The organism is Dolichospermum sp. LEGE 00240 (assembly GCF_015207875.1).
GTDB classification, from domain to species: domain Bacteria; phylum Cyanobacteriota; class Cyanobacteriia; order Cyanobacteriales; family Nostocaceae; genus Dolichospermum; species Dolichospermum gracile.
Genome location: NZ_JADEVZ010000013.1, coordinates 1 through 12,976, shown reverse-complemented (window position 1 = coordinate 12,976; position 12,976 = coordinate 1). Strand labels below are relative to the sequence as shown.

General features: G+C 40.8%; 10 protein-coding genes and 1 pseudogene. 3 read left to right on the top strand and 8 right to left on the bottom strand.

The annotated features are described in order from the left end of the window. Nucleotides 1-34: 34 nt before the first annotated feature. Entirely contained in the window at nt 35-712 is a 678-nt protein-coding gene (locus IQ226_RS06365) for a phosphorylase (RefSeq protein WP_193893458.1), read from the bottom strand. A 218-nt stretch (nt 713-930) separates the two neighbouring features. On the opposite strand from IQ226_RS06365, the gene IQ226_RS06360 reads away from it, so the two are divergent. Further along, nucleotides 931-1,257 carry a XisI protein gene (locus IQ226_RS06360; RefSeq protein WP_168467201.1) on the top strand — a complete coding sequence of 109 codons (327 nt, stop codon included), beginning with the start codon at nt 931-933 and terminating at the stop codon, nt 1,255-1,257. A gap of 150 nt (nt 1,258-1,407) precedes the next feature. Further along, nucleotides 1,408-4,185 (top strand): efflux RND transporter permease subunit, encoded by a 2,778-nt coding sequence (locus tag IQ226_RS06355; protein WP_193893456.1) that lies wholly within the window; start codon nt 1,408-1,410, stop codon nt 4,183-4,185. A 539-nt stretch (nt 4,186-4,724) separates the two neighbouring features. On the opposite strand, the pseudogene IQ226_RS06350 reads toward IQ226_RS06355, so the two are convergent. From IQ226_RS06350 to IQ226_RS06320, 7 genes and pseudogenes are all read right to left on the bottom strand, one after another. Beyond that, a pseudogene (locus tag IQ226_RS06350) lies at nt 4,725-5,048 on the bottom strand (IS701 family transposase); the annotation flags it as partial. A 7-nt stretch (nt 5,049-5,055) separates the two neighbouring features. Next, a complete protein-coding gene (locus tag IQ226_RS06345) occupies nt 5,056-5,268 on the bottom strand; it encodes a hypothetical protein (protein ID WP_193893454.1) in 213 nt (70 codons plus the stop codon). 50 nt (nt 5,269-5,318) lie between these two features. Next, nucleotides 5,319-5,816, bottom strand: a complete 498-nt coding sequence (locus IQ226_RS06340; protein WP_228039283.1) for a hypothetical protein — start codon at nt 5,814-5,816, stop codon at nt 5,319-5,321. A 369-nt stretch (nt 5,817-6,185) separates the two neighbouring features. Continuing rightward, nucleotides 6,186-7,184: a UDP-glucose 4-epimerase GalE gene (gene galE, locus IQ226_RS06335; protein WP_193893452.1), complete on the bottom strand. Its 999-nt coding sequence runs from the start codon at nt 7,182-7,184 to the stop codon at nt 6,186-6,188. 127 nt (nt 7,185-7,311) lie between these two features. Then, entirely contained in the window at nt 7,312-8,442 is a 1,131-nt protein-coding gene (locus IQ226_RS06330; protein WP_193893450.1) for an acyltransferase family protein, read from the bottom strand. Between the two features lie 24 nt (nt 8,443-8,466). Further along, nucleotides 8,467-9,048, bottom strand: a complete 582-nt coding sequence (locus tag IQ226_RS06325; protein ID WP_370567090.1) for an NB-ARC domain-containing protein — start codon at nt 9,046-9,048, stop codon at nt 8,467-8,469. Nucleotides 9,049-9,086: 38 nt separating this feature from the next. Then, nucleotides 9,087-9,440 (bottom strand): helix-turn-helix transcriptional regulator, encoded by a 354-nt coding sequence (locus tag IQ226_RS06320; protein WP_193893446.1) that lies wholly within the window; start codon nt 9,438-9,440, stop codon nt 9,087-9,089. Nucleotides 9,441-9,899: 459 nt separating this feature from the next. Here IQ226_RS06320 and IQ226_RS06315 point away from each other — a divergent pair. Next, on the top strand, nt 9,900-12,976 hold a 3,077-nt coding region (locus tag IQ226_RS06315; protein WP_228039282.1), incomplete at its 3' end, for a Calx-beta domain-containing protein.

The following is a 12,976-nucleotide window of genomic DNA, read 5'->3' as shown; positions in this document are numbered from 1 at the left end:
CGGGGATCTTATGGGTCTATTGGACATTCTTGCCTTAAGCCGTAAACAATAGTTGTGTAACTGTTGTTAAAGCTTTGAGTCCTTTCAATGAACCCGTAATTAATCGAGTTGCTGCTAGGGGTTGACGAATTAATTCCCAAGCTAAGGGTAAAGGTTGTAATGAGCCGTCTGCGCTAATGGCTGAGGTGATATTGGGGATGTCATGGTGAGCATCATCGCTAACTACTCGGAGGACGGCTACTTGTACTGGTGGAGAAACTGCATCCGATGGTTGCTGGGAAAATTCGAGAAAAGCGTATCCTTCCATATCTACAACGTCAGCACCGGATTGTTTTTGGAACTCGCGTTTTTCTGTAGCTTTATATAAGAGGCGATCGCTTGTTAACCCTTTGACTAAAGATACACGATCCCCAAGTTGATTATGTATATCTGCGGTAAAGGAATTATCGCCTTCTTGCAGATTTCCTTGATAAAGACAATTTTGATATAAAACAATATCTCCAATTTGATATTTTTGGCTCAAGCTACCGCACAAACCCATCATCAGCATCCGATTTGCTTGATTATGGGTGAACTGTTGTAAATATTTCCGCACTGGTTCGATTCCCATTGGTATCGCTAATACCTTGGTTTGAGAATTGGGGACGCGACTTAATCCGCGACAGACGGCTTGATATTCTGCTCCCTGGGGGACTAAGATCAAAGTTGACATGAGAATGAGAAATTTAGAAACTATTTTCGGTGTTGCTGATTAAGGGTATGAATTTTAGTCTCACGCAAAGGCGCAAAGACGCAAAGGTAAAATTTTTAAAGGTTCAATTTGGAAATTTCACACCTCGATTCAGCAACGCCCTATTTTCCTTTGACTACAAATAGTATAGAATACTAAGGATACAACGATTTAATGTTATCCGTGTCTGCCAATTTTAAATGGATAAAATAGCTAAATATCGAGAATATATTCAAACTTTGTTAACTAATTACGCCAAAGATGATGATGAAGAAGAACTACAACTGATTTTTGATACCCAAAGGGATCATTACCAATGGATGAATGTCGGTTGGCAAGAACTACATCGAGTTTATCGTAGTGTCATGCACTTTGATATTAAAAATGGCAAAATTTGGCTACAACAGAATTTGACAGACCAAAATCCTGCTGAGGAGTTAGTAAAAATGGGTGTTCCCAAAGAAGATATTGTGTTGGGGTTGCATCCGCCCTACAAGCGTCCATATACAGATTATGGTGTTGCTTAGAATACTTTGAACAAGGAACGAAAGAATTAAGGTTTACTATGACTAAACCTCTCCCACCATTTTCACCCTAGAAGTTCTATACTAACCTGTCAGTTGTCAGTGATCAAAAGACTGACAACTAATCACCAAGGACTCAAATAATTTTATCAGATGGTACAGACCAATACACAATCTACACGGGAAAGCTTCAATATTTCCAAATTAGCGATTAAGTTTTCTTGGTTGACAGTGTGTTTCTGGATAGGTATAGCGGTAGCTGGTGTGCTTGCATTCAGTTCCCTCAAATATGCTTTATTTCCAGACATCACCTTTCCGGTAGTGGTGGTAAATGCTCAAGCACCCTTAACCTCTGCCCTAGATACGGAAGAAAAATTAACTAAACCCCTGGAGGCAAGTCTCAAATCACTGACAGGACTTGAGGATATTCGTTCATCAACTTATCCTGGTCAAACTGCTGTAATTTCCTCTTTTGTGGTGGGGACAAATTTAGAAACTGCGACCAACGAAATTTCTCAAATCGTCAATCAATTAAATTTACCCAAGAATGCCACTAAAAAAATCATCCCTTTGAATCTGAACGAATCAGCGGCTGTTAGCTATGCCATTGAAAGTGCTACTGGGAAGATTGATAATTTACAGCAACTAGCAAAAGAGAAAATTGTCCCAGCGATCGCTAAATTACCAGGAGTCCTCAAAGTCTCTCTCTTAGGAGATGGCAACAGCAGGAGTCAAGAACGTAGGGGCGGGGTTTCCCCGCCCAGCACTCAGGAGGAAAAAAGGAATGTTTTATTACCCTCATCTGGAACCTTAGTCAGATTCAATGGTAAACAGGCTTTAGCCTTTCAAGTAATTAAAAAAGGTGATGCCAATACCCTAGAAGTAGTCAGTCGGGTAGAAAAAGAAGTACAACAGCTAAGGTTGAGCTTAAAAGATGTCACCCTCACCTTAGCTGCTACCCAAGCTGAATATATTCACAACGCCACCCATTCCACCATAGATGCACTGCTTGAAGCCATTATCCTCTCAGTAGTTGTCATCTTCCCCTTTTTATGGAATTGGCGAGCTACGCTGATTTCTGCCTTAGCCATTCCCATATCTTTGTTAGGAACATTTATCGTCATGGCGATATATGGCTTTAACCTAGAAACCATCACCCTGTTAGCCTTAGCTTTAGTCATTGGTTCAATAGTAGATGATGCGATCGTTGATGTCGAAAACATCATGCGGCATATAGAAGCAGGAAAAACCCCCCGCGAAGCGGCCCTCATAGCCACCAATGAAATTGGTTTAACTGTCACCGCAGCCACTTTGACAGCGGTAGCGGTATTTTTGCCTATCGGTTTAATGGGTGGAGTCATTGGTCAATTTTTCAAACCCTTTGGGATTACAGTTTCCGCTGCCATGCTCACATCCATGTTAGTCGCCCGAACCTTATCACCAGTCTTAGCTATTTACTGGCTCAAAGCGAAACCATCCAATTCTCCCCAAAAGCAACGTAAAATTTGGTTAGAATTTGATCAGGCTTACCGTAACTTGTTAGCCTGGTCATTGCAGCACCGCTTGATAGTTGTTGGCTTGGCAGTGGGTAGTTTAATAGCTGGTTTAGCCCTAATTCCCCTAATTCCCAAAGGGTTTATTCCCAAACTTGATCGAGGAGAATTTAATATTGTCTATACTGCTCCTTTACCTAGTCTTCCTGGGGATCTTGCACAAGGAAGGACAGAAGGACTAGGACAACCAGGAGGACAGGCAGGACAAACGGGACAACAAGATAAATTAGGAAATTCGTCTTTGTCTGCTGCGGCTTTAGCTGCTTCATCATCTTCTATTCCCATTCCTAATCCTTTAAACGATTCTTTGGATGTTGCTAAGAAACTGGAAGAAGTAGTGAGGAAGTCTCCCGCAGTAGCAACTGTGTTTACTACTGTCGGTTCTCGTGAAGGTGAGCCAAATAAAGGAACGCTGTACGTTAAGCTGAAAACAGACTCAGAAGTGAAAACGGCAGAAGTACAAGACCAACTCCGCGCTGCTTTGCCAAAATTGGCGGGTGTAACTACAAGTGTAGAAGATATTCAGTTTGTAGACACAGGTGGACAAAAACCTCTGCAAATAGCCTTACAAGGTAATGATCTTCAAGCTTTAACGACGGCGGCTAAAGCCGTAAAAGCCCGAATTGAGAAAATATCAGGGTTTGTGGATGTGACTATTACAGGTGCATCTGTGCAACAAGATACTATTTTCCACATTGAACGTTTGAATAATCAGCGGGTAGCTTATATCGGCGCTAACCTGGGTCAAAATTTAACTTTGGGTGATGCGACTGATCAGGTGGTAGCAGAAGCTAAAGCAGTTATACCTGCGGGTGTTTCTTTGAATTTAGGGGGAGATTCTGCCCGTCAAAATGAGGTTTTTGCGAGTTTCGGCACGACTTTGGGGTTATCAGCACTTTGTATTATTGTGGTGTTAGTTTGGTTATTTAAAAGTTGGGTAGACCCCATAGTTATTGGTCTTTCTTTACCTTTAGCAATCGTGGGGGCTTTGTTGGCACTGCTATTTACAAAAAGTGATTTTGGGATGATATCTCTAATTGGTTTTGTATTTTTGCTGGGGATTACTAACAAAAATGCTATCTTAATTGTAGATTACATTAACCAGTTAAGAGATTCTGGACTAGAAAGAACTGAGGCAATTCTCAAGGCTGGCCCTGTCCGTTTGCGTCCCATTATGATGACAACTGCGGCGACAATTTTGGGGATGGTTCCCATTGCTTTGGGTTTAGGTGCGGGTTCAGAATTGCGATCGCCCATGGCTGTATCTATTGCTGGTGGTTTGGTCAGTTCTACTATTCTCAGCTTGTTTGTTGTCCCAGTATTTTACGCCATTTTAGATGATTGGTTTCCTAGGAAAAAGATAAAGGGGGATAGTTAACACTCTCAGCGGCTTTAGCCACTGAGCTTTACGCTTACCGAATATTCCTTGTAAATCTGGTGTTGGTGAATTGGGGTATGAAAGTCGAAAACTTCATCTCTCAAACTCTTACTCTCTGTGCCTGGAGCGTTTCTGCGTGTTCGCGCAGCGTGCCGTAGGCATAATAAAATCATACTTTTACTCAGCAACACCAGATTATCTAATAAAGTGCGATCGCTGGTATCCCCTTCAATCAATTCTACTTGTAAAACCTGTTCTACCAAATCCCGATGCAACTATCAACCTCTAAGAGGGTGTTTGAAAAGTTCTGCTGAACTTAGCGCAGCGTAGTGATGCATCCCTGGGTAATCACTCAAACCCTTGATTTTTCCTTCAGTTTTACTCCGATTAGAATTTTCAAATTTTGCTGCTGGGGAAGAAACCGAATAGTTTGACTACTCCACTAATTAAGGCAATAATCACCGCTACTAGAACTCCACGATTAATAAATTCTTGGTTATCTAATCTTTTAGGACTTACGCATTGACAAAAAAATGAATCTATGTTGATGAAGCAGCACAAGCATTGGTAAGATTGTCCACAATGTAGTCGCGCACAACTAAAGTGAATAAGTTTCTTTGCACTTCATACCAATTAGAAATTATGTTTTCAGAGCGCATTTTTTCTAAACGAGCAAATGCTTGAAGTGAACAAAATATGTGTGTTTTGATTGCTTGGCTATCTCTCACCATAAATCGACAAATTCCACATACTTGTTTAATGGCTCTGTGAAAACTTTCAATTCCCCAATGGGTATCATGAATTGTTACAAATTCGCTTCTGGTTATTTCCTGGAGAGATTCTTCATCTGGTAGATATAATATGGCAACATCAGCAGCTAGGTTCTTGTGACAAGGAAACTCTAGCTCGATAGGGTTTATTAGAGGCATTATAAATTTCAATCACTCCCCTAGCTTGTCCTGATTCTGCTTTGCGTTGAATTGTTAAAGGAGAAACAGATAATTGACCATAGGCTACCATAGGGGTCAAACCAAGGGTAAAGCAACAGAAGAAGGGTATAATTTTCGCAATTTTGCTTTTCATATTTTATATTTTCTATGACTGAAAATGAGTTTTGTATACAATTAAGGTTTTCAGATTTTACCAGTGGGGAAGAAACCGAATAGTTTGACTACTCCACTAATTAAGGCGATAATCACTGCTACTAGAACTCCACGATTAATAAATTCTTGGTTATCTAGTCTTTTATCAATACCAATAACTTTTTCGTCTAGGGTTTTAATTTCCCCTGATAGTTTTTCGTCTAGGGTTTTAATTTCCCCTGATAGTTTTTCGTCTAGGGTTTTAATTTCCCCTGATAGTTTTTCGTCTAGGGTTTTAATTTCCCCTGATAGTTTTTTATCTAAGGTTTTAATTTCCCCTGATAGTTCTGCTTGTCCAATTTCCAGTTTATTTAGTCTACCATCAATAGTTTCTAGTTTTTGGTTGACTTCAGTAAACTTTTGATTGACTTCAGCAAATTGCCGATCCATTTTTTGGTTAACTTCGGTAAATTGCTTCTCTATCTTTTGATCCAAACGAGATAATATTTCTTCCAGAGTATAAGTGAGAATTGGTGGGTTGGTTGTCATATATTTTCGTGATAGTTATTTTGGGGACAATAACAGTAGCATCTGTCATTTTACTATTTTACCCCCTTGTGAAGGAGAAGGGACTTGTTTACCAACAAGATACCACCTGAGTTCTGAGTTCGGAGTTTCTCCTTCGGAGACGCTACGCGAACGGAGTTATGATTTTTTCAACGAGAGAATAAGGGCTTGAGACTCCTACGTGGGGTGAGTTTTCCACAAATTATCGTTATGTCGAACTCATGTGATACCCGACTTCTTAGAGAAATCGGGTATCTGACCCGCATTTCTCACAAACAATGCGATTCCTAGGTCGCGCTATCTCTATTCCTTCGGAACGCTATGCGAACGAGACGACATCTTCTAAGGCTTTTATTTATGCCTTTGTTGATGCCATTGCCAAGCGTGAGAGACGATATCTTTAATACCTGGATATTGGGGTTGCCAATTCAAGATTTTCTGAGCTTTTTCGCTTGTACCAATTAAGGCTGGAGGATCTCCGGGACGGCGATCGCATTCCTTGACTGATATTACCATACCTGTGACATCTTCTGCCGCAGCAATCACTTCCCTCACTGAAAAACCGTTACCATTACCTAAGTTAAAAACTTCGCTTTCACCACCATTTAATAAATATTCTAGTCCCAAAATATGAGCATCGGCTAAATCATTGACATGAATATAATCCCGAATACAAGTACCATCAGGAGTAGGATAATCAGTCCCAAAAATGCTAATAGCTTCCCGTTGACCTAATGCTGTTTGTAACACTAAAGGGATTAAATGGGTTTCGGGATGATGATCTTCTCCTAATAATCCTTCAGGGTTAGCGCCAGCAGCATTAAAATAGCGGAAACGTACTGATTTAAAATTGTATGCCACATCAAAATCAGTTAATATCCTTTCTACCATTAATTTAGTTGCACCATAGGGATTAATGGGATTTTGGGGATGATCTTCCGTAATCGGAATAAAATTCGGTACACCATAGGTGGCACAGGTGGAAGAAAAGACGAATTTATGAATTGAAGCTGCTAACATTGACTCTAATAATGTCAACGTTCCTAAAACATTATTCCGGTAGTATTTAGCTGGGTCAGTGACAGATTCACCTACATAAGCATAGGCGGAAAAGTGCATAACTGCGGCAAAATGGCGACTCTGAAAAAGATTATCTAATAAAGTGCGATCGCTCGTATCCCCTTCAATCAATTCTACCTCTAAAACCTCTTCTACCAAATCCCGATGTCCATACACCAAGTTATCCAGGATGACTACCTCATAACCAGCTTGCTTGAGTGCTAACACTGTATGAGAACCAATATATCCTGCTCCTCCCGTCACCAAAATGCTAGGTTTTCTCGCTGACATAGTTTATTTCTCCTTGATGGTCATTTTGTTAATCTAATTTAGCTTAATTTGAAATCAGATCCCCGACTTCTTTAAGAAGTCGGGGATCTGATCTCTGGTCAATATGCCTGTCCCAACAGAACTTTATTTACACTTTAATAAACCAGCGTTTCTGATACATTAACACAGCCACACCATACCAAAATAACAAGGTAATAAATGCAAACAAAAATGAGCCATTGAAATTTCCTGCCCAAGATGCAAAGATATTTTTGTAAATCCAATTATAGATACTAACAGCAGTTTCACCTGTACCCAGTTGAGTTTTGGCTATGATTTTAATTAGAAATACAGAAGCTACAAAAAGAGCGATCGCATTTAATCCCATGATCTCAAAAGGCTTACTCCAGCGTTTAATTAGCCTCACCTCTATCAACTCATAACAAGCTGCTAATAACATTAACGCCCAACCAGAGGTAAATAAAACATAGGAACTCGTCCAAATTTTCTTATTAATGGGAAATGACACATCCCAAATAATTGCAATTACCAAACAACACAAACCAAACAATACTAAATCCATGCTAGTTTGTGAACTAGCCTGTTTTTTATCTTTAATCCATTCCCCTGTAAAATAACCAGCTAAAACGCTAACTATTGCCGGAATAGTGCTAAAGAGTCCTTCAGGGTCTCCCATAAAATTAAACCCATCACCCTTATACAAATGTGCTTTGGGAATAATTAATCTATCAATAAATGCACCAAAATTACCTTCTCGCGTCAGCACTCCCGCACCATAATCAGGAACAGGAACATACATCATTGTCAACCAATAAGCAATTAGTAATCCTCCTGCTACTAACCATTGACTTTTGCGAGGTAATTTTAAAACTATTAAAGATGCAAAAAGATAAGTTAAAGCAATCCGTTGTAATATCCCCATCAAGCGGATACTACTTAAATCAAAAGTCCCAACACCTTGATTCCAAAAACCATTTAATACTAAACCCAATATAAATAGAATCGCAGTCCGGCGCAGGATGCGTAAATAAACTGCTTTGGTGGGTTTGTTCTGGGCGGTATATTTTGCTAAAGAAAAGGTCATTGCTACACCGACAATGAATAAAAAGCAGGGAAATATTAAATCAGTAGGTGTACAACCGTGCCATTTGGCATGACTGAGGGGACGATAAACATCATCTGCAACTCCGGCCATATTAGCGAGAATCATCGCTGCAATGGTGATACCACGAAACACATCAAGTGAACTCAGACGCATAGGCGGAATAATCTATTTGAGAGTCTAACGGGTACTTTTTTCTTCTAGAAACTTACCAATGTCACCATCAAATAAGTCAATGATGGTACTAACAACCACTTTAATTTTGAGGGGATTATTTCCATAGAGATAGCATAGTTCATATTTTTGTTCATCAGTTCCCAATAATTGTTTTGATTGGATTAGGGAAAAAGCTATTTCTGATGAACCCAATAATCCCAAAGAACGTACTGATAATGTCCACCTCTCCATAAAACCAACTTCAGCAGGTTTGGATTGACTGGTGAAAATCAGACAGCTTTGATGGTGTGTTTCCGCAATTATTTGGGTGAGTTGAGTATATTTTATATAATTAATATCTGAAGCCGGGTCAAGATTATCCAAGATAATCAGACAACGACGAGTACGCAAATAATGGATAACTCGATTAATGTCGGATTTGCTTTCTTTGTGATTAGAGACAAAAGATAGCAAGTCAGTGATCATACTCTCAAAAGATGGAACAGTAGGCACTGAACGCCAAAAAACGCAATCAAACTCACCCCCAATCTGTTTTGCTAGTTGAGTAGCTAAAGCTGTTTTACCAACTCCACTGATACCGAACAATCCTACCAACCGACAGCTATCTTGGATAATCCATGATTCTAGCTGTATGAGTTCTTCCCTGCGTCCGTAAAATGGTGAAATATCAATTGCTGTTCCCCAATCTTGGAATTTATTGAAATTGTTTTTTTTTTGCGTATTTGTCCGGATTGCGGGGGGGTAGATATTACTTCATCGCTGCTAGTGGTAATTTCTTGCCAATCTAGATTTAATTTGCGACATAGTTCTTCAACGGTTCTATAGTTAACAGGTTTACCAGTTAAGAAATTACTAACTGTAGCTAAGGATAATCCGGTATCATCAGCTAAGGCTCTTTGGTTAGCATATCCACTGCGTGTAACAGCCACCCTAACCTTGTCAATACAGTCATAACGAAGGCATAGTGATCTTGGCATTGATTTTTGTTAAGTGGTTATTCCCATGGTGAAAGCGTACAGACGATGGTTCATTTTTACGCTTAAATTCGCCTATTTTAGGTAATTTATGACTTTAATTTTTAATTTCTCTTTGGCATCTTAACGCACCAATTAAGCAACTGTCAAGCTTATGCCTTGAGGCTTATCTGTCATCTATCCAAAGATAGATATATCACACATTAATGCCTGCGCTCAATTGAAAAAAGCCTTGATTCGTCTGTTGGGTTAAGGTCCGAAACCCAACTTACGAGAAAATAGCAAAGGTATAGTAGACATCCGGTGAAAAAAATTGTAGGAACAATTCATGTATACTTTTAAAAAAACTTAATATATATGCGATCGAAGTCAGTACAAAGTCAGTAATAGTCAGTACGGAACTTAGTCATCTATAGTGTATACTAAAAAAAGCGAACATATACAATATACAGAGTCATATTTATGACGGAATCCATCGCATATATTAGTTTCAGCACTACTGCTTTTATCTCTCCCGAAGGCAATAGTGGAAGCTTTGTCAATAACAATGCCGTAACTTTAACCAGAACTGGTGACCTGAGTGAAACTCAAACAGTCCAAGTAGTTGTCAACAGTGCCTCTCCAGGATCAGCCGCCGGGGGAGACAGCATCAGCGAATTAACAGACTATAACAATACCAATTTCCCGATCACAGTAACGTTTAATCCTGGTGAAGAAACTCAAACTGTCGAAATTCCTATTTATGGAGACACCACTGTAGAAGCCAGCGACACTATTGGCTTGGAACTTATTAATCCTTCAGAGGGTGTGAGTCTGGGGGTATCAACGGCGACTTTGACCATCCAGAATGACGACAGTCGTGGACTTCTCGATATTGTCTTTGTTCAAGACCTTTCGGGGTCATTTGGAGACGATATTGCAACGGTTAGGGGACTTATTCCTGGCTTAATTGCTAATATTCTGAGCTTTGAACCTAATGCTCAATTTGCGGTAGCCTCCTTTGTTGACAAACCAATTTTTCCCTTTGGAAGCGCTGGGTCGGACTATGTTTACCGGACAGATCTTCCCCTCACTGCAAATCTCACAGATGTACAGTCCACCTATGATAATCTGGTGATATTAAACGGGGGTGATTGGTCTGAGTCTCAACTGGAAGCTCTAATGCAGACTGGGTTACGTACAGGTGAGCTTGGTTTTCGACCGGACTCCCAGAGACTCGCTATTATTTTCACAGATGCTCCCTATCATTTTGCAGGGGATGGTGCGCTCGCCGGGATTTACACACCCAACAACGGAGATGCCATTTTAGATGGTACGCCGGCAGGAACAGGTGAGGATTACCCTGGTATCGCTCAAGTTGCCAGTATTCTGAGTGCCGCAGGCGTAAGGATTGTTCCGGTTTTTGCGGTCACTCCTGAAAATATCAGTGCTTATGAATCCTTAATTTCTCAATTGGGGGGTAATGGTTCTGTTGTGGCTTTGGAAAATAATAGTTCAAATATTGTCAGTGCGGTACAAAGTGCATTAGGTAATGTGGTGAACATTAGTGTGGATGCTGCCCCAGGTTTGTTTACGACAGAAGCAGGGGGAACGGCTACTTTTACGGTATCGCTAACCAGTCAGCCAACTGCCGATGTCATTATTCCTATCAGCAGTTCTGATCCAACAGAAGGGGAAGTTTCTGTTACTTCGCTGGTATTTACTCCAACTAATTTTAATGTTCCCCAGACCATCACTGTAACCGGTGTTAATGACGATTTAAATGATGGCGATGTGAGCTACTTGATTTTGACAGGTGAGACAATCAGCGAAGATCCCAATTATAGCGGACGTAATGCTGGAAATGTGGCAATCACTAACGTAAATGATGACATAGTTGCTATCCTGCAAGTGCGACTGAATCTGCTGGCAGATAACGATGGAACACCTGGTGAAATAATCAGCAATAACCAAGTAGGACTAAATCGTTCCTTCTTTGTAGAAATACAGGTAGCAGACCTGCGTGGAAATGCGGCTGGGGTTAACGGTTTAGGACTTAATTTAGCTTGGGATGGGCTGATTCTGGAATCTATTGATACGCCCTTTGACCCCGCCAACATTATCACCGCCAATTTCCCACTGTTACAGGATGGAACTGTAGACAATAGCAGTGGTTTGATTAACAACCTTAGTGGCGGTTCTCTCCCCGCTTTTGAATTGGGTCAAGCTATAGGAGTGAATCAGTTAGAACGCTTTGCTCTTCTGCGCTTTCAAACAGAAAATTCCACCGGGACTTACTATTTCACAACCACAGTAGATAGTGCTGCTTTAGCGGATGATCTAGCTTTATTTGACCCCTACTACCCCAACTACCCCTCTTACTCTCTAGATGTGGAAACATCCCAACCAATTCTCATAGGTTCGGTTTACAGCCAATATAACTTTACCTATAACTACGGTAATGGGGATAGTTATACGGGTTATGTTTATGCCGTGGAAGGTACTTATACAGCAGGTCAAACCATTGGCAACATTTATAACGAAACGGGGAATTATGGCTATTACACCATTGACTCCATTGCCTCCACTACTTTAGATAGTTCCTTTAACAATCTTGTCTATGTCACCAGCTACACAGATGGTGATACGGGTTATGGAACAACAACTAATATCAGCAGTGGAACTGGCTACTCTGGTTTAGGCTATGAATCTGGCAATGCCTATGATGTGAATGGCAATAGTGCCGACTCCTACTTTAGCCAATACTACGAAGCCGACATTCTGGCTAATCAGAAATATAACTTCACCTATAGCTACGGTAATGGCGATAGTTACAGTGGTTATGGCTACGCAGCAGTAGGAACCTATACAGCAGGTCAAGTATTGGATGGTTATGCCAATGAGACAGGCTATACAGGACAGTACACCATTGACTCCGTTGAGTTAGGCAATACTAACGCAGGCTATAACGGCTACGTCTATGTCACCGGCTACACAGATGGCGATACGGGTTATGGAACAACAACTAATATCAGCAGTGGAATAGGTTACTCTGGTTTAGGCTCTGAATCTGGCAATGCCTATGACGCAAGTGGCAATAGTTCCGACCCCTACTTCAGTAACTCCGCTGAAGCTGACATCCAGAACCAACTATTCAACTACACCTACACCTACGGTAATGGCGATAGTTATAGTGGTTATGGCTACGCTTTAGCAGGAACCTATACAGCAGGTCAAGTATTGGGTGGTTATGCCAATGAGACAGTAAATATTGGCTACTATACCATTGACTCAGTGAGCGCTGGAACAACGGATAGTTTCTATAACAACCGCGTTTATGTCACCAGCTACACCGATGCTGACACTCTCTACGGTGAGACCACCAGTCTCTATAGCGATGGCGGCGGCTCTGGTTTAGGCTCAGAATACGGTCATGCTTACACAGCAGAAGGGAATAGCTATGATAGCCTCTTTGGGGCTTACCCTGACGGCACTGGTATTCACAAGGAAGCTGATCTTGTGATTCCAGGTTTGGCTATTACTGATAATTCAGGCAATGC

What these genes read in the sequence shown, in the direction of transcription:
- IQ226_RS06330 (WP_193893450.1), bottom strand. Translation starts at nt 8,442, where the DNA reads ATGCGTCTGAGTTCACTTGATGTGTTTCGTGGTATCACCATTGCAGCG.
- IQ226_RS06355 (WP_193893456.1), top strand. Translation starts at nt 1,408, where the DNA reads ATGGTACAGACCAATACACAATCTACACGGGAAAGCTTCAATATTTCC.
- galE (WP_193893452.1), bottom strand. Translation starts at nt 7,184, where the DNA reads ATGTCAGCGAGAAAACCTAGCATTTTGGTGACGGGAGGAGCAGGATAT.
- IQ226_RS06345 (WP_193893454.1), bottom strand. Translation starts at nt 5,268, where the DNA reads ATGAAAAGCAAAATTGCGAAAATTATACCCTTCTTCTGTTGCTTTACC.
- IQ226_RS06365 (WP_193893458.1), bottom strand. Translation starts at nt 712, where the DNA reads ATGTCAACTTTGATCTTAGTCCCCCAGGGAGCAGAATATCAAGCCGTC.
- IQ226_RS06360 (WP_168467201.1), top strand. Translation starts at nt 931, where the DNA reads ATGGATAAAATAGCTAAATATCGAGAATATATTCAAACTTTGTTAACT.
- IQ226_RS06340 (WP_228039283.1), bottom strand. Translation starts at nt 5,816, where the DNA reads ATGACAACCAACCCACCAATTCTCACTTATACTCTGGAAGAAATATTA.
- IQ226_RS06320 (WP_193893446.1), bottom strand. Translation starts at nt 9,440, where the DNA reads ATGCCAAGATCACTATGCCTTCGTTATGACTGTATTGACAAGGTTAGG.